The organism is Peribacillus sp. NPDC096379 (genome assembly GCF_044762875.1).
Taxonomy (GTDB): domain Bacteria; phylum Bacillota; class Bacilli; order Bacillales; family DSM-1321; genus Peribacillus.
This window is the reverse complement of record NZ_JBIWFD010000003.1, coordinates 522,942-541,086: the sequence shown is the minus strand read 5'-3', so window position 1 is coordinate 541,086 and position 18,145 is coordinate 522,942. Positions and strand designations below refer to the sequence as shown.

12 protein-coding genes are annotated in these 18,145 nt (G+C 36.3%); 11 read left to right on the top strand and 1 reads right to left on the bottom strand.

The genetic code is table 11. The features are described 5' to 3' along the window. Positions 1 to 126 precede the first annotated feature (126 nt). The 10 genes from ACIQZI_RS16585 to ACIQZI_RS16540 all read left to right on the top strand — a co-directional run bounded on the left by ACIQZI_RS16585 (position 127) and on the right by ACIQZI_RS16540 (position 12,932). Positions 127 to 2,307 carry a helix-turn-helix domain-containing protein gene (locus tag ACIQZI_RS16585; RefSeq protein WP_403074861.1) on the top strand — a complete coding sequence of 727 codons (2,181 nt, stop codon included), beginning with the start codon at positions 127 to 129 and terminating at the stop codon, positions 2,305 to 2,307. 338 nt (positions 2,308 to 2,645) lie between these two features. Next, positions 2,646 to 3,632 carry an ABC transporter permease gene (locus ACIQZI_RS16580; protein WP_403074859.1) on the top strand — a complete coding sequence of 329 codons (987 nt, stop codon included), beginning with the start codon at positions 2,646 to 2,648 and terminating at the stop codon, positions 3,630 to 3,632. 14 nt (positions 3,633 to 3,646) lie between these two features. Next, on the top strand, positions 3,647 to 4,552 hold the full coding sequence (locus tag ACIQZI_RS16575; RefSeq protein ID WP_403074856.1) for a carbohydrate ABC transporter permease: 906 nt from the start codon (positions 3,647 to 3,649) through the stop codon (positions 4,550 to 4,552). A 112-nt stretch (positions 4,553 to 4,664) separates the two neighbouring features. Continuing rightward, the gene (locus ACIQZI_RS16570; RefSeq protein WP_403074852.1) at positions 4,665 to 6,278 is read left to right on the top strand and encodes an extracellular solute-binding protein; all 1,614 of its coding nucleotides are present in this window, start codon (positions 4,665 to 4,667) and stop codon (positions 6,276 to 6,278) included. Between the two features lie 272 nt (positions 6,279 to 6,550). Next, positions 6,551 to 7,423, top strand: a complete 873-nt coding sequence (locus tag ACIQZI_RS16565; protein WP_403074850.1) for a sugar phosphate isomerase/epimerase family protein — start codon at positions 6,551 to 6,553, stop codon at positions 7,421 to 7,423. A gap of 153 nt (positions 7,424 to 7,576) precedes the next feature. Next, positions 7,577 to 8,641, top strand: a complete 1,065-nt coding sequence (locus tag ACIQZI_RS16560) for a Gfo/Idh/MocA family protein (protein WP_403074848.1) — start codon at positions 7,577 to 7,579, stop codon at positions 8,639 to 8,641. Between the two features lie 167 nt (positions 8,642 to 8,808). Further along, complete coding sequence (locus tag ACIQZI_RS16555) at positions 8,809 to 9,891, top strand: Gfo/Idh/MocA family protein (protein WP_403074846.1); 1,083 nt, start codon at positions 8,809 to 8,811, stop codon at positions 9,889 to 9,891. Positions 9,892 to 9,986: 95 nt separating this feature from the next. Further along, positions 9,987 to 10,997, top strand: coding sequence for a Gfo/Idh/MocA family protein (locus tag ACIQZI_RS16550; RefSeq protein WP_403074844.1), 1,011 nt, complete (start codon positions 9,987 to 9,989; stop codon positions 10,995 to 10,997). A gap of 3 nt (positions 10,998 to 11,000) precedes the next feature. Next, entirely contained in the window at positions 11,001 to 12,056 is a 1,056-nt protein-coding gene (locus tag ACIQZI_RS16545) for a Gfo/Idh/MocA family protein (protein ID WP_403074842.1), read from the top strand. Positions 12,057 to 12,176: 120 nt separating this feature from the next. Further along, positions 12,177 to 12,932: a sugar phosphate isomerase/epimerase family protein gene (locus tag ACIQZI_RS16540; protein ID WP_403074839.1), complete on the top strand. Its 756-nt coding sequence runs from the start codon at positions 12,177 to 12,179 to the stop codon at positions 12,930 to 12,932. Positions 12,933 to 13,641: 709 nt separating this feature from the next. On the opposite strand, the gene ACIQZI_RS16535 is transcribed toward ACIQZI_RS16540, so the two are convergent. Next, positions 13,642 to 14,571: an aldo/keto reductase gene (locus ACIQZI_RS16535; protein WP_403074837.1), complete on the bottom strand. Its 930-nt coding sequence runs from the start codon at positions 14,569 to 14,571 to the stop codon at positions 13,642 to 13,644. 579 nt (positions 14,572 to 15,150) lie between these two features. Between ACIQZI_RS16535 and ACIQZI_RS16530 the strand changes: the two genes are divergently transcribed. Next, positions 15,151 to 17,859: a GTP-binding protein gene (locus tag ACIQZI_RS16530; RefSeq protein ID WP_403074834.1), complete on the top strand. Its 2,709-nt coding sequence runs from the start codon at positions 15,151 to 15,153 to the stop codon at positions 17,857 to 17,859. Positions 17,860 to 18,145: the final 286 nt, after the last annotated feature.

The following is an 18,145-nucleotide window of genomic DNA, read 5'->3' as shown; positions in this document are numbered from 1 at the left end:
AGAAAACTAAAAGTGAATGTTTTTAGGGGGAAAGGGAGATGGAACTTGTCTGTAATTAATAGGATTAGATCTCGACTATTATATAAATATATTGTCTCCTATCTACTGGTTTTTCTTGTTCCATTTATGATTATGAGTGCAATAATCTATTATAATTCTGTATCTAATTTACGTCAGGAAATTGAACAATCCAATATTAATAAATTGGAACAGGTGGAGAAAATAACTGATGAGCGTATGAAGGAATTAAATACTCTAGCTGCAAGAATTTCTTATGATCCGCGCTTAACACCATATATGATGGGTCATGACTATTACAGCGGAGAGGCAATTGAAGAATTAAAAAAGTATAAGGCGAATAGCTCTATTATCGAAGAACTATTTGTTTATTATCATACGAAGGAAACATTATATTCGACTAGTGGTTCGTATTCCATTGATACTTTATTTAAAAAAAAGTATAGATTTGATCGATGGAAAAAGGAAGACTTTATTCGCGATTTGCATACGACAATTCCATTTATAAGGCCTATCGATAATGTAATTGTTAACAATTCTGATCATGATAGAATGATTGCTTACTTATTTCCAATCGCTCCGAGTAATCCAAGTCCTTATGGGACCGTCATGTATTTTATAGAGGAGTCAGTGATGACAGACCTAATTCAAAATATATTAGGAGAATTTAAAGGCAATGCATATATTTTTAATGAAAAGAATGAGATAGTTGCTGCCACCATTAATGATAAGGCTATTAACCAGAAAAATTTAGATTTATTAACCATTAAAGGCAATGGGGTTGATAACGTTGTAATTGATGGAAAAGACTATTCTCTTGCTTCCGTTAAGTCGGACGTTAGTGGTTGGACTTTTATCACTTTAATGGCCGCGGATCAATTTTTTGAGAAGCTTGATTATACGAAAAACTTAATAATGATAATTTTGATTTTTACTTTATTTATTGGTTTTGCTTTGGCTGTTTTACTAGGAAGAAATCAATACAGGCCAATAAGAAATCTGTTTGAAATAACAAACAAGAATGATAAACGCGGTGGTAATGTAGAGAGTGGAAATGAATGGGAGTCAATTCATAATACGATTACAAATGTATTCGAAGACCATCAAATATTAAATGAAGCAATGTATAGGCAAAAGCCTTTTGCTAGAGATCAATTACTAGTGAGACTATTAAAAGGTGACATAAGAGGTAACGAAGAAATAGAATCATTGTTACAGACCTTAAATATTAAAATGAGAAATGGTCACTACTTTGTAGCAATTGTCTATTTTGATAAAGGAACATTTAAAGAAGATAATATCGAAGAAAGAGAAGGGATTTTTAACCTGCTGGCAAATATCTCACTTAAAGATACCGCAGTGCACGGTATTGATTTGCTTTATAATGATGCAATGGCGATCATTATAAGTCTAGATCAGGTAAAAAGTAATACAGACAAACAACGTCAATTACTGGTACCAAAAATCAAAAAGTATATTCAAGGTACTTCATCAATTGAGCCTACTATTGGTGTAGGGGGGCTGTATGATGAAAAAAGTCGAATAAATCGTTCCTATATTGAAGCTCTTGCCGCAATGGAATACAAATTTGTAAACCCGCAAGGTAGTATTATCTATTTTGAGGATATTAGTTTACATCCAGAACAGGCACTAGGTTATCCCAAGGAAGAACAAATAAAACTTGTTCAAAGCTTAAAACAAGGGGATGAAATTGTTGCTGTAGAAACATTACGTAATATGTTTACAATCATTGCTGATAAAGATATGTCAATCCAAGTATCGAAATGCATTTGTTTTGATATTATCAATACGGTTGTGAAAACAGTTTCTGAATTGGGGTTAAGTAAACATCTTCATGATTTCAATCAAATAGTTGACTTTAATTCTATTGAACAATTACACAACCAGCTTGGTAATGTAGTTTTGACTATTTGTAAAGAGGTTGAAGCTAGGAAAGAGAGCCATAATGATAAACTACGAAATGATATTTTGGACTACATTAAAACAAATTATTATTTGTATGAGCTATCCTTAGGAAATATAGCTATTGAGTTTCATCTATCCCTATCATATCTAAGTCGGTTTATAAAAGAACAAACTGGTGTTACCTTTACACAATATTTACAGGATCTCCGCATGGACGAAGTGAAGAAGCAACTAAGGGAGACGGATCAATCGATTATTAATATAATAACTCAAGTGGGTTATAAAGATGTTGCCAATTTTACTAGAAAGTTCAAGAAAATAGTTGGCGTAACACCTGGGCAGTATCGTACGATAAATAAATAAAAGATATTTTAGTACCTTCGTATGATGGAGGTATTTTTTTATTGGAGTATAAATAACTCCATAAAGATGGGCCTTAAAAGTAAAGAAACTTTGAATTCTTTATCCTATTAAAGTGTTTTTAAACTCTAAACGCCGGTGGACAAGGGTTTGTAAGCATATTGTCAAAATAAACATACTAAAACAAAACTGACATATGTTCCAGTTCATAGCCCCTCTTTTCGAAAGCGTTAACAAGTGGATTATTTCTGTTATGACAACCTTTAGTAAAAACAACATATTGATTATCTTTTCTGAAAAAACTAATATGTAAGCAGTTACATAAAAGGGAGGGATATAAAATGGGGACAAGCACCGCTACTAACATACCACATGAAGAAGAGATAGAATCTTTTAAGCCAAAGTTAATACAAAGAAAACAAAAAAAGAAAAAAAATAGAAAGATCCTGCAAAATTGGCAACTGTACATATTTATATTGCCAGCACTTTTGTATTTTATTATCTTTCATTATGTTCCAATGTATGGGGTACAAATTGCCTTTAAAGATTTTATTCCCTCTTTGGGAATATGGGGCAGTGAATGGGTAGGGTTTGAACATTTCATTCGATTTTTTGATTCATATTATTTTTGGGACTTAATTAAGAATACACTTGAAATTAGCGTTTACGAATTAGCTGTTGGTTTTCCATTACCTATAATATTAGCACTTGCACTAAATGAGGCAAAAGATGGACTATACAAAAGAACCGTGCAAACAGTAACATACGCTCCACATTTTATATCCGTTGTTGTTATGGCAGGTATGATTCTTGCATTTCTATCACCAGCAACAGGTCTTGTAAATCATGCTATTCAGTTATTTGGCTTTGATCCAATTCCATTTATGAGTGATCCAAAATGGTTTAAAACGGTCTATGTATTTTCAGGTGTATGGCAAAGTACGGGGTGGGGAACGATCATTTATCTCGCGGCTCTCTCTGGTGTAGATCCACAACATCATGAAGCAGCAATTGTAGATGGTGCTACACGTCTTCAACGTATTTGGTATATAAACATTCCAGCACTTGTGCCTACAATGATTATCTTGTTAATTATGAACGTTGGTAACCTCCTCGCAATGGGGTTCGAGAAAATATTGCTACTACAAAATCCACTTAACTTGGAGTCGTCGAACGTTATCGCGACTTTCGTTTATCAGGCTGGTTTATTAGATGCCCAGTACAGTTTTGCTTCAGCGGTAGGATTATTTAACTCAATAATTAACGCTATTTTACTAATAACAGTGAACCAAGTTGCGAAAAAACGGTCGGAAACAAGTCTATGGTAGGGAGGTAAAGGATAATGAATACAGCTATTAGTGAAACAAAGACAGATAAAGTTATTAAAACCTTTATTTATATTTTTCTAACTTGCGCATTATTAATCGTCATGTATCCATTGATCTACATTATTAGTGCATCAGTGAGTGATCCGGCATCTGTAAATTCAGGGGAAATGTGGCTTCTACCGAAAGGATTCACTTTAGAAGGTTACAGGATGATTTTGGAGAATAATGCTATTTGGAGAGGTTATCTCAATACTATTTTTTATACTGCACTTGGTACGTTCATTAACCTAGCAGTTACTATACCAGCAGCTTATGCACTATCACGTAAAGATTTGGTTGGTAGAAATGTACTTATGGGTATTTTTGTAATAACTATGTTCTTTAGTGGTGGATTAATTCCAACGTACTTAGTTGTAAAAAACTTGGGGCTAATTGACACGATCTGGGCAATGGTTTTACCTAACGCGGCGGCTGTATGGAATATCGTTATTGCGCGTGTGTTTTTTCAGGTTTCGATACCAAAAGAATTGGAAGAAGCGGCGATTATTGATGGATGCTCTAATTTTAAGATGTTTATTAAGATTATCTTACCTTTATCAGCTCCAATCATAGCCGTCATGGCATTATTTTACGGCGTTGGCCATTGGAATGGCTATTTTAACGCATTGATCTATTTATCTGATAAAAGTCTGTATCCGCTTCAATTAGTCTTGAGAGAAATTCTTGTCCTGCAAGAAATGTCATCTCAGAACACAAATATGACAGGTAGTATGGCTGAGGCGTTGCATAGCAAGCAACAACTAGCCGCTATTATTAAGTACGGGGTAATGATTGTATCCACATTACCTATTATCATTGCGTATCCATTTTTACAACGCCATTTTGTTAAAGGCGTCATGATAGGTTCACTCAAAGGATAAGCAAAATAATCATAGGAAAAAGGTTATTTATAAGGGGGTGATCACGTATTAGAAGACGCACGATCTGGGTGGGGAGACATACAAAACTCAAAAAGTGAAGGGGGATTTACAGATGAGAAAAGCATTAACATTACTTTTACCAGCTGTTTTTGCAACATTAGCACTAACCGCGTGTTCATCAGACAAAGAAAAAGACACATCAAAAGCTGCAGCTGTTGAAGTAAATAAAGACGGTTTTCCGATTGTAGACGAAAAATTAGAATTAACATTGATGGCACCAGGTACTGGTATGCAGGAATGGAAAGACATGCCTGCTTTAAAAGAATATGCAAAAATGACCAATATGGACTTTAAATACATTACACCTCCATTAAGTGACTTTCAAACGAAATTAAATTTAGCATTTGCTAGTGGAGATATAGCTGATATTATCTATGCAGCTGGTACATCTAACTTAACTCCTGCAATGGAAGTTGATTATGGTGAACAGGGAGTATTAATACCTTTAGAGGATCTTATAAATGAACATGCTCCTAATCTAAAAAAGTTACTTGAAGAAAGACCTGATGTCAGAAAGTCTATTACTACAGTTGATGGTCATATTTACTCATTGCCAATGGTAGATTCAGAAACATCAGGTAGTTCAGCGAGTTGGTTTAAAGGACCATTATGGTATAACGGTCGATGGCTAGAAGCATTAGGCGTTAAGGAGCTTCCCAAGACTACAGATGAATTTTATGAATTATTAAAACGATTTAAAACAGAGGATCCTAATGGTAATGGCAAAGCAGATGAGATTCCATTACTTGACGTTAAAATGAATAGTTCTCGTGCATGGTTTTTAGCGGCATTTGGCATGAAAGAATGGGGTATTGAAGAAAATGATGGAACCGTTAGATATACACCAGTTGAAAATGAGTATAAAGAATATTTAACATTTATGAATAAACTTTATAAGGAAAAATTATTAGATCCAGAGACATTTTCTCAATCAGATGAACAGAAAAAAGCAAAAGGGCAGTCTAATAGACTAGGGATATTCCCGGATTGGTTCTCATTCTTTACAACAGGTGAAACGGAAGAAGTGGCATTGAATAATCCGATGTTTTACCCTTTAACAAGTTCTGTATCAGATGAAGTAGTCGTGCCAATTAGATCGGGAATGACAAGAGGTACTTTTTCTATCACGAAAAACAATCCAAATCCAGAAGCATCAATACGTTGGATTGACTACTTCTATTCACAGGAAGGTTTTGAATTCATAAATAAAGGTCCTGAAGGATTACTTTGGGAGTGGGTTGACAAAGAAGCAGGTACAAAAAAACAAGCTGAATTGCCTAAGGAGTTTGAATCAATGGAAGATTATCGAGGTACATTGACTCCTGATTATGCAATTGCTACTCCATCCTTAAGAGGGCCAATTCAAGGATTTGGGGAAAAGTCAGACTTTGAAAAATTCATTAATTCAGAAACATCGGAAAAGATTGCTCCTTTTGGTGAAGTTCCTTTTCCATACGTTTATTTAACTGCAAAGGAACAAAAACAAGTTAATGCGATTGAGGTTGACTTACGCTCTTATGTCGAGCAGATGGAAGCAAAGTTCATTACTGGTGTTGAACCATTATCAAATTGGGGTAATTATGTAGAAACAATTGAAAAGATGAAAATTGACGAATATATTGAGATTTATCAAGGTGCGTATGATCGTTGGGCTAAAAATAAATAATCCTATATTTATATAGAAAAATAACAGTTTGCTGGTACTTAAATACCGTGCTAATTGAGCTCTCATGATAATTAAAAAGATGACTCGTATGGCCCTTTTGGGAAATATTCATACGAGTCATTATCAATAGAAATAGTCTAAAGGTAGAGTTGACTAGTTAAACATAAAATGTAATTTAATCGAATGACAGTCATCAAGATTACATCCATCATGTATGAAAATCCAGATAGTATTTCTGGTACGAATACAAAGGTGTAAGGGGGATATATGAGATGAAAGTAGGATTAAGCACGTATAGTTTGCTAGATGCCATTGAAGCTGGAGAAATGGATGTACTAGATGTTGTGCAATGGATTGCCGACAATGGTGGAGAGCATATGGAAATTGTTCCTTATGGTTTTAGTTTAGTAGATAATGTAGAACTAGCAGATAAAGTGTGTGATAAAGCAAAAGAAGTGGGGATCGAACTATCAAACTATTCGATTCCAGCAAATTTTGTCCAAGAAACAGAAGAAGAATTTGAAGCGGAAATTGTACGATTGAAAGAACATGTTGATCTTTTAAAACGAATGGGTATCAGACATATGCGTCATGATGTGACAGCGTTTACACTCCCGCGTGAAAAAATGACAATTGAATACTTTGAAAATAGTCTACCACAAATCATTGAAGGGAGCCGTCGCATTGCTGACTATGCAGCACAATTCGAGATTACAACAACGATAGAAAATCACGGTGTTGCTGTTCAACACAGTGATCGCGTCCAACGCGTGCTCCATGCAGTTGATAGGCCTAACTTTAAAACAACATTGGATATAGGGAACTTTATGTGTGTTGATGAAAATTCTATTGTAGGTGTGAAGAAGAATTTGCCATATGCATCACTTGTTCACTTTAAAGATTTTTATTTTCGTCCTTTTTATGAAGATCCTGGTGCAGGAAAATGGTTTAAGACGTCAAATGGTAATTTCCTAAGGGGGGCAATTGTTGGACAGGGTGATATAGCAATAAGAGAAATTGTTAAACTTATTAAGGAATTTGGTTACGATGGTAATATTACATTGGAATTTGAAGGAATGGAAGAATGCAAGGAAGCATGTAAAATTGGAATGGATAATCTAAGACGCTTTTGGAAAGAGGCTTAATTAGTATCAGGTTAGTTACATTTGTGATAGGCATTTTCAATTTTGATTTGAAAACCCTCTATGATAATTTGTTGTATTGCTCAAGAGTCGGGTGCTTGAATTGTTAAATCGGAATTCGGGAAGAAGTTTAACAAGAGAAAAGAGGATAAGGAAATGGGGAAAATAAAAGTTGGTGTAATTGGAGCAGGTTCTATATCAGACATGCATTTTGAATCCTACAAAAATAATAAGGATGTTGAAATCTATGCCGTTTGTGATATTAACGAACATAGAGCACAAGAAAAAGCAGAGAAGTATGGTGCTGAAAAGTATTATAAAAAATATCAGGATTTATTAATTGATCCTGAAATTGATGCTGTAAGTATTTGTACATGGAATAACTCCCATGCGGAAATATCAATTGCTGCATTACAAGCTGGTAAACATGTATTAGTAGAAAAACCACTTTGTAAAACAGTAGAGGAAGCACTTGAAATAGAGGAAGCAGTTCAAGAAAGTGATGGAAAAACCCTTCAAGTTGGCTTCGTTCGCCGTTTTGGCACCAATACTCAAGTGTTAAAAAAATTCATTGATTCAGGTGACCTTGGTGAAATCTATTATGCAAAAGCATCTTGCATTAGGGCTTTGGGTAACCCTGGAGGCTGGTTTGCTGATAAAGAACGCTCAGGTGGAGGTCCGTTGATCGATTTAGGTGTTCATGTTTTAGATTTATGCTGGTATTTAATGGGGAAACCAAAAGTTAAATCAATTAGCGGAAACACATACAATAAACTGGGAAATCGTTCAAATGTTGAAAATAAAACCTTCTATAAGGCGGCAGACTATGATCCAGATAAAAATACAGTAGAAGATCTAGCCAATGCAATCATTCGATTTGAAAATGGTGCATCTTTAATGGTTGATGTCAGTTTTACGCTTCATGTGAAGGAAGAGTTAATCGCGGTTAGCGTGTTCGGTGACAAAGGTGGTGCAGAAATTGAACCTAGACTTCAACTTGTAACGGAAAAAAATAATACTATTTTAAATATTACACCACAAATTGATTCATTATCATTTGATTTTAATAAAGGATTCCAAAATGAAATTGACCATTTTGTATCTTGTGTAAAGGGTGAAATGGAAACAATCAGCCCCGTTCAAGATGGCGTAGAAATCATGAAAATATTGGCTGGTATTTATGAATCTAGTGAAAAAGGTATGGAAATTTACTTCGATTAACGGCGGCTAAAATAAGGGGATGAAAAACAAATATTGAAAATCATTAAAAAAATAGGTCCATTTTTTCAGATATTAAAAGGGCACTAGTAGATACATTTACAAAATACTGATTTTTTTAAATATTAGTATGGTATTTAGCAAAAAAATATTTTGAGGGGGAAAATAAAATGTCTAAAAAATTAAAGGTAGCGATTATTGGGTGTGGAGGAATTGCGAATGGAAAACACTTACCGAGTCTTAAGAAGCTTGGACAAGTAGAAATGGTTGCATTTTGTGATATTGACATAACAAAGGCAGAGAAAGCTGCGAAGAAGTATGGAACACTTGAAGCAGCGGTGTATAAGAATTATCAACAATTATTGAAAGACGAATCCATCGACGTGGTCCATGTCCTGACACCAAATATTTCTCATGCGGAAATTTCAATTGCGGCCATGGAAGCTGGCAAGCATGTTATGTGTGAGAAGCCGATGGCAAAAACGACTGAAGAAGCTAAGTTAATGGTTGAAACGGCAGAACGTACCGGTAAAAAGCTAACGATTGGATATAACAATCGCTTTAGACCAGACAGCCAACATTTACACAATGTTTGTAAACAGGGGGACCTAGGTGAAGTGTATTACGCAAAAGCACACGCCATTCGCCGCCGAGCAGTACCCACTTGGGGCGTATTCTTAGATGAAGAGAAACAAGGTGGCGGCCCGTTAATTGATATTGGGACACATGCTCTCGATTTAACATTATGGATGATGGACAATTATAAACCGAAATCTGTGATGGGAACGGTTTATCATAAATTAGGGAAAAAGAAGGACGCTGCAAATGCTTGGGGCCCTTGGGATCCAGAAAAGTTCACGGTTGAAGATTCTGCGTTTGGGTTTATTACGATGGAAAATGGAGCAACCATTGTCTTAGAGGCAAGTTGGGCTTTGAATACCCTTGATGTGGATGAAGCAAAATGCTCGCTTAGTGGTACGGAAGGTGGAGCTGATATGAAAGACGGCTTGCGTATTAATGGTGAGAATTTTAGTAAACTGTATACAACAAATGTGGAGTTAGGTGCTGGTGGTGTTGCCTTTTATGATGGGAAGGAAGAAAGTGATGCTGATCTAGAAGCGAGACTTTGGATCGAAAGCATTATTCATAACACAGAACCGATCGTGAAACCGGAAGAGGCCTTAGTCGTTACACAAATCTTAGAAGCCATCTATGAATCTGCCAAAACGGGTAAAGCCGTTTATTTTGAGTGAAATGCTAGTAGAGGTTCTTAAAGTACAGAAGGCAGAAGCATTTTCCGTATGAATTAATTTGGGTTTTATTTCGAGTTTGTTAAGGAGGAAAAAAAATGATTCATGTTGCTTTATTAAGTAGATGGCATGTACATGCTGATGATTATGAAAGAGAGATCAGGGAGAATGAACATCTATCTGTCCAAGTTGTGTGGGATGAAGATATGGAACGAGGTAGAAAATGGGCGGAGGAGCTTGGCGTCCCGTTTGAACCAGATCTACAATCCGTTCTAGCCAATCCATCTATAGATGCGATCGTTGTCAATACACCTACTAATCTGCATAAGGAAATCATTCTTGCTGCAGCAAACAATAAAAAACATATTTTCACTGAAAAGGTATTGGCGTTTTCTGTCAAAGACAGTGAGGAAATATTTAATGCAGTCGAGGTACAAGGAGTTAAGCTAATGGTTTCTTTACCAAGGCTAACGAGAGATTATTATTTATATGCCAAAAAGGTAGTGGACAAAGGCTGGCTTGGTCGATTGACGATGATTCGTTGTCGACTTGCTCATAATGGAGCGGTTGTAGCGGATGGGAGAACACAGGGGTGGTTGCCTGTACGATTTTTTGATAAAGAACAAAGTGGTGGAGGTTCATTGATTGACCTAGGGGCACATCCGATTTATTTGACGAACCGTCTTGCTGGACCCGTACAGGCTCTACATGCACGATTACAGCAAACAAAAAAGCTCGGAGTGGATGATAACGCTGTTGTTTTAGTAGAGTATGAATCTGGTGCGCTTGGTGTTATTGAGACTAGCTTTTTATCAAATGGAAGTCCGTTTCAGTTAGAACTGTATGGGACAGAAGGAACACTGCTCATTGAAGATGAAGACATTCGTTTGAAAAGTAGTCAGCTAGGAGATGGAGAATGGATACATCCAGAAGAAATCGACTCGTCTTTACCAATGCCACTAGAACAATGGGCAGCGTTCATTAAAGATGGAACGGTACCCACGATTACAAAAGAAGATGTGATTCATTTGACTCTAATCAATGAAGCCGCTGCATTGTCTGATCAAGAGAGTCGTCGAATTGAAATAAAAGAAATTACGGGGGAATGAAAAATGAACAATGTCCTTCGAGTTGGGATTATCGGAGCAGGTGGTATTGCAAGAGTTGCACACATACCTAATTATCTGAAGCACGTTGATAAAGTGAAAATAGTAGCTGTTGCTGATGTCGTAAGAGAGAACGCAGAACAGTTGGCGAGCACATTCGACATTGATAATGTCTTTACGAGCTATGACGAAATGTTAAATACTGTGGAGCTTGATGCAGTAAGTGTCTGTACACCGAACAAATTCCATGCAGAAGCGACAATAGCTGCACTAAAAGCAGGGTGTCATGTTATTTGTGAGAAGCCACCTGCAATGACAGTTGAAGAAGCGGAGAAAATGGCTGCAACGGCACAACAGGCTGGAAAAATATTAACATATGGTCTGCATTATCGTCATACACCAGAAGTTGAAGCGTTAAAAAGGTTTATTGATGCGGATGAATTGGGTGGTATTTATGCTGCTCGTGTTCATGCGATCCGCAGGCGTGGCATTCCCGGTTGGGGTGTTTTTACCAACAAGGAATTACAAGGTGGGGGACCACTTATCGATATAGGTGTTCATATGTTAGATACTGCCTTGTACTTAATGGGATATCCAGAGCCAGATACTGTATTTGGTGTGGCATATCAAAAGCTTGGGAACAAAAAAGGTGTAGGCCTCTCAGGCGAATGGGATTGGGAGAACTTTTCTGTAGAGGATATGGTACGTGGAATGATTACCTTTAAAAATGGTGCATCAATTATCCTAGAAACAGCATTTGCTGCAAATATCGAACAACGTGAAGAAATGTCCGTATCCTTGATGGGAGATAAAGGTGGTGCAGATGTATTCCCACTGAAGATTTATCAGGAAAAACATCATACACTTATCGATATTACTCCAGCATATCTTCCCAAAGTGGATGCACACGGAATTCAGATGGAATCTTTTGTTAATTGTTGTTTAACGGGAAATCAACCGATAAGTAATGCAAAACAAGGGGTAGCGCTGCAAAAAATTATCAACAGTTTATATGAATCTGCCGAAAAAGGAAAGGCTATTAAGCTATCTAGGACAGTTTAACCAACCAATAATAATTAAAATTGATTCTCAAACTATGCCACGCAATGAATCAGGGCCACCAAGTCACGAGTATTTTGGGGGATTTGTAATGCCTAAAAATTTTTACAGAGGAGAATGGCGATGGGGAAAATTGGACTTCAGTTATATTCAGTTCGTGAAGCGGCAGGAGAAGACTTTTTAGGTACAGTTAGTCGAGTTTCTGATATGGGGTATGAGGGAATTCAATTTGCGGGCTTTTTTAAAACACCTGCAAAGGATTTGAAAAGGATTTTGAATGAAAGGAGGATTAGTACAGCAGGAAGTCATGTAGGACTGGATGTATTGATAGGTGACAAGATCCAAGAAACTATCTCTTATAATCTTGACATAGGTAATGATCTGATTATTTGTCCATTTCTACCAGAGGAATCAAGAAACACGAGCGATGATTACCAGAGAACGGCTGAGCAGTTTAATAAAATAGGTCAAATATGTAAGGATAATGGGTTGATGTTTGCTTACCATAATCATAATTTTGAATTTGACACTTATGATGGGATCACAGGATTTGATCTGTTATTTGGAAATACGGACCCCGCCCTTGTGAAAGTTGAATTAGACTGTTATTGGGCCACGTATGCTGGCTATGATCCAAGAGATATAATTAAGAAATATGGAAATCGTGTTGTTTCTCTTCATATTAAAGATATGAAAGAGGAAAATGGTAATAAACGAAGTAGTGAAATAGGATCGGGAACACTTGATATTGACGGTTTGCTTCAAGTAGGCAATGAGTATGGCGTAAATTGGTTTGTCGTTGAACAAGAGCAATTTGATGGTGATCCGATGGTGAGCGCAAAGTTGAACATTGATCATTTAGCTCAACTTTTAAAATGAGATTAGTAATAAACGGAATAAAAGGTTGCTGCACTAAAAGCATTATGAAATAGTTGTGACAAGATGAGAAACGCACACTTAAATTTAATAAAGGGAGAAGTTCAAAAAAATTCATGAAGCATCTGTTTTTATTTTTAATGGGATTGCATTGAAATCTTTTGTCGCGATATATAAAACGTTGTTAAGATTCGGTTCACTTAACAGCGTTTTTTTAAGTGAGTAATTGAATTTTTTGGATGATTAATTCTTTGGATTTAAGGTCAGCGATCCAGTAAATAGAGCCAGTAGAAACGCAGAAAAAGAAAGGAATAATTAAGAATGAGAAGTACAATGAAAGTATGGTCCAGATAATAAGAAGGATGAAAGAATTTCATAATATGAAACCTTTGCTTCCTGAAAGTCTCCGTGTACAAAAAAAGGAGTACCTCCCCAAATTCCTCTATCATGTTTAGTAACGACACTTAAACGATATCAGAATGGAGGGGGACTCCCTAAGTCTATTATACGAAAGGAAACTTGTTTGGTATGCAAGAGTTACATGAAGTGGAATCAACAAAACGATTTGAAGTCATCTTTTCAACGTTAAACATAAATCGATTGTTATTTGATCAATTATTTTAAATGCTGAAAGTCGTGTCATTTAGGAGGACTTATGAAAATCTCTTCCTGAAGAGAAGTCATTCGTTGAGAACCGTTCTTATTATCATTATTAAAAAATTCGACTGATTCTTTCGATTTCATCTGGTGTCAGCACAACTTGTAAAGTGTTGAGATTCCGACTTACTTGTTCAGGCTTCTTGGCACCAGGAATCAACACATCAATTGCTGGTTGCTGCAAATACCAAGAGAGGACAACATCTGCAACCTCTGCTCCTTTATTGTTAGCAATTTCACGAACTTGTTCGACCTTTTCAAGGTTACTAATAAATGTGTCACCTTGGAAAAGCGGATTTTTGGCTCGTCCATCATTAAAAATGGTGTTTTTATCATATTTCCCACCAAGTAAGCCGGAAGCAAGTGGGAAATAAGGAATAAAGGAAATATGATTCTTTTTTGTAAAAGGAAGTAAGTCTTTTTCTGCTTCGCGTTTAAAAAGATTATACCACCCCTGATATACATCCACATAACCATCTTTATTCGCTTCGATTAATTGTTCCAATGAAAAGTTAGAAACGCCAATTGCACGGATTTTCCCTTGGTCTCTTAACTCTTTTAATGCGCCCACTGCTTCATCTTTTGGTGTAGCTTCATCTGGAAAATGAATATAGAACAAATCAATATAATCCGTTTGCAACCGTTCTAAGCTACTTTCCACTGCGTCTCTTAAGAATGCTGGGGAATTATCAAAAATCACTTTTCCATCGACAAATTTATGAGCACCCTTTGTAGCGATCACAATATCTGAACGATTTCCTCTTTCTTTAATCACTTCACCAATCAATTCTTCAGAACGTTTTGGTCCATAAATATAGGCTGTATCCAGAAAATTAATCCCGCTTTCAAAAGCAGTTCTGATTACATCTTTTCCTGTTTCCTCATTTAAATGAGGGTAAATATTGTGACCGCCAACTGCATTTGTCCCAAGTCCAATCGGGTTTACATATAAATCTGTTTTTCCAATTCTTACTTGTTGCACCATTTCCACTCATCTCCCTTTTTTTCATTCACATGTATCATAACAAAAAGTAAGTTCATACATAAAATAGTATGCTTTTAATTCAGATTATTCTTAAAAAATAGGTTGGATTTGGAGTATGGCATCAATAATAAAAGAAACACTCGTCTAAGATTGATACCACACGTTTGGCTATGTATTTTTCAATACTGGCGCGAAAATTTGATTTCTGGATCGTAATATTAGAATAGGAGGGGGCGTGCACGCTACTTATCCTTAGTTTCGGCTAATAATTGACCACACCGTATCACTTAGCTTCAGGGTTTTTATAAAATTCGTAAATAGGGGGGCTATGAATTTAAGCGTAATCTTGCTTAGGGAGGATTCTTTTCTTCGCAAAATGCATTATTATGTAATAAAATGGGATTTGAACCAAATTAATGGATGAATTATTAAGTTTTTTACACACATGGTTAATATTGTTCTACAATTGTAAGTAGAAAGAAATTTATCATACGTGAATTTTTGTTAAAATAGTATGTTAGTAGTTATAAAGAAATTCTCATTTGAGATTGATAAAATATGAGGTAACGGGGGACTAAAATGGTTTCGGAAACTCTTTTAATTCACAAAAAATTTTATGAGACATTCGTGAACGATGGTAAAGACGGAGAACCGATTCAACTGTTGGGAGAGGCGTATTTAGAAGAACAAAAGAAAGAGGTTCCTGAACTGTCAACGATCCGCTATGCACAAGGAGAATTATATTTTCATTATAAGGACTTTGAAGCAGCGATCTTTAAATGGGAGAATATTGGGACAGAACTTGAGCCTTGGGCGAAGAAGAATGTTGCTGATGCCTATTACGAGCTTGGGATGCATTCTACAGCTGAAGAACTCTATAAATCAATTACTTCAGAGAACTTGGTCTTAAGGGCTGAAGTAGCACTGCAATTGTTTACACTTTACATAGAAGAAGAGCGGTTTGATCTTGCATCTGGAACGATTAAAAACGTGGTATCCTTTCATCCAGATTATCCGAATGTTACGGACCTTGCTCGTTCATTTTTTGATAGTCAAAATGATTGGGAGAGTGCAATTGAACTTGTTGTTAATGAGAGTCTTAGAACAGGTGTATTAAAATGGTTTGATGTTCTTCAAGGATATGTAGACCTTGGGTATACGAAAAACCTATTACCTGTGTATTTCAATCAAGTATTGGAATTGTTATCACTAACCGATCAGAAACGATTTGAGAAGCTAGTAACCTCACTTTGGCAGGAATATCGCCAGCAAGACGTCTATTTCGAATGGCTAACTTCGATTAATACATTCTTTTACATGAATGAAATTGACGAGACCCATTCTTGGCATGATTTAGCGAATACTTTTAAAGATACCTATTTAGAATTAATAGATGGACATTTCTTAGTTCATGAACTACAACCAATCGTCCCTGAGCTTCTAAGCAATTGGTTGAAGTTGGCGGATTCATCCCAAGTCATGTTTGCCTCAGCAGCTGTATTGTCATGGAATGAAATCTTTAATGAACAAATGAATCCACTAGTCGTAGGGGATGCAGAAAATCGATTAGCACAAATTCGAGTAAGTGAACCATCGTTCCAAGCAAGCTCTACACTTTATGAAGATGTGATTCAATGGTCTACTAAGCATGATGTTGATCCAGGAGAAAAAACAAAATGGCTCGTTGAAGTATTAAAGGACTTAGAGACTCAACATCTATTAATTACAGGAACTGAGAAATCAGAGAAATCTTCATTCGTTAACAACTTACTTGGTGCTGAGCTTAGTGAAGAAGAAACACCTGCCTATTTAATCGTTCGGGATAGTGATGAGCCTAACATCCTTGAGGTTACGGAAATAGAGCGAATTCCATTGCTGGATTTACGTGATATTTCACCGAATGCGTTCATAGAGCTGAACTATCCGTCACCTTTTTTACAAGATCATTCACTCACACTTATTGATACACCTCCTATTGATCGACATACAGTGATGAGCCCCGAATTTCTAAGTATCAGTCATACGGCGGACAGCATGGTATTTGTCCTGGATGCGGTGTCGCCATTTACAGATTATGAGCGTGATATGTTGTTACAGATAAAGAAGCGGGCTCCTCATCTGTCTATTCATTTTGTGATGAATCGGATGGATAAGATTTCTAGCGAAAGTGAGGCAAGGCGGATACTCGATGAAACGACTGAGCGTATTGTGGCGGACTTCCCTAGATCGAATGTTGTTGCTTATTCTTCTGAATATAATAGCCGCAAACAAATGCAGGACGCATCTGAATTCGTCGCGGCAAGTCAGACAGGGATATTTATTGAACAGCTAAGAACGGATGCTCTTTTATACTATATTCGCCAAACATTAACATCGCTTTTAGAAAAAAGGGTTGAAATGGAAAACGAACGAGTAGAGTCCATTGCTTGGAATGAAGAGATGGTTGTGAAGGTGAACGGTGCAATTAACCAGCTGAAGGATCTTGAAAAAGAAAAAATAAAAACTATTTCCAAGAACTATCGCTTGATTAAAGAAGAAGTGAAAAATGATTTGAAAGTGACCATTCCTAAACTTCTCCGTGAAAGTTCAGAGTTAGTGAAGGAAGATAGTGATTTCAGCCAAATCCATCTCACTTTGAATGACGAAATGAATGTCCGAATTCAAGATTATATGAATCGCCGAGTACTGCCAAGATTTTATAATTCTCTTCAACATTGGATTATGGAATCTAAACAAGATTTCACCCAATGTCAATATGAGTTGAACGAAATGGCAGAAGGATTTAATGTCTTATATCGGGATAATCGCATGGATTTGCAATGTGACTTTAAAGTACTGGATGATTGGAGTCGTGATGCAGATCGGATGACAAGTGGAGTTCGCATAGACCATGTGAATATCCTACTTCGTCATACTCCTTCCCAATTGTTGCTCAAAGGAGCAGGTAAACTATTTGGTTCAATTGGGCAAAACAAAGCAGGGATGTATACGCGTTACAAAAAATACCTGGAAACGATGGATTATGATAATGTAGCTGAAATGATTGCTCGAAAATTCCTTTCCCAATTTGAATTGTTCGAGAAATCACTTGATCGTGATATTACGATGTTTTTCCGCGGCGCAAAAGGCAATCTCCATGCAGCTGTTGAACAATCAGAATATGAAATTAAAGAAAACCAAGCGGCACTTGATAAAATGCGTGAACGTCCAGAGCAATACCGTGATCCAATTACGCTTTTTGAAGTCCGTCTACATCAGTATGAATGGATGCAAAAAGCGAGTAGGTAAGAGAAAGAAGAGGGTGTCTCTAAAGGGACATTCTCTTTCTTAAATATTAAAGTAAAACTTTTGCAAATGCGTTTAGTTGATTTCAAATTCAGTAGAGAAATAGAATCTAGGAAACTGTTTACTTAGAATAGGTTATCTATTTAGAATATTATTAATTGACAATCTGTTGTTCGGAATGCTAATCTTTAAAGGTATATTTCTATATTAAAAAAGCTACAAAAGTGTCTAATGACGGTAAAGTAAGTACCGATGGGATAATTAAGCAAATAATAGGTAGAGGAAACCC

Excerpts from the sequence above, each read along its gene's own strand:
- ACIQZI_RS16585 (WP_403074861.1), top strand. The coding sequence starts at position 127 with ATGATTATGAGTGCAATAATCTATTATAATTCTGTATCTAATTTACGT.
- ACIQZI_RS16580 (WP_403074859.1), top strand. The coding sequence starts at position 2,646 with ATGGGGACAAGCACCGCTACTAACATACCACATGAAGAAGAGATAGAA.
- ACIQZI_RS16575 (WP_403074856.1), top strand. The coding sequence starts at position 3,647 with ATGAATACAGCTATTAGTGAAACAAAGACAGATAAAGTTATTAAAACC.
- ACIQZI_RS16570 (WP_403074852.1), top strand. The coding sequence starts at position 4,665 with ATGAGAAAAGCATTAACATTACTTTTACCAGCTGTTTTTGCAACATTA.
- ACIQZI_RS16565 (WP_403074850.1), top strand. The coding sequence starts at position 6,551 with ATGAAAGTAGGATTAAGCACGTATAGTTTGCTAGATGCCATTGAAGCT.
- ACIQZI_RS16560 (WP_403074848.1), top strand. The coding sequence starts at position 7,577 with ATGGGGAAAATAAAAGTTGGTGTAATTGGAGCAGGTTCTATATCAGAC.
- ACIQZI_RS16555 (WP_403074846.1), top strand. The coding sequence starts at position 8,809 with ATGTCTAAAAAATTAAAGGTAGCGATTATTGGGTGTGGAGGAATTGCG.
- ACIQZI_RS16550 (WP_403074844.1), top strand. The coding sequence starts at position 9,987 with ATGATTCATGTTGCTTTATTAAGTAGATGGCATGTACATGCTGATGAT.
- ACIQZI_RS16545 (WP_403074842.1), top strand. The coding sequence starts at position 11,001 with ATGAACAATGTCCTTCGAGTTGGGATTATCGGAGCAGGTGGTATTGCA.
- ACIQZI_RS16540 (WP_403074839.1), top strand. The coding sequence starts at position 12,177 with ATGGGGAAAATTGGACTTCAGTTATATTCAGTTCGTGAAGCGGCAGGA.
- ACIQZI_RS16535 (WP_403074837.1), bottom strand. The coding sequence starts at position 14,571 with ATGGTGCAACAAGTAAGAATTGGAAAAACAGATTTATATGTAAACCCG.
- ACIQZI_RS16530 (WP_403074834.1), top strand. The coding sequence starts at position 15,151 with ATGGTTTCGGAAACTCTTTTAATTCACAAAAAATTTTATGAGACATTC.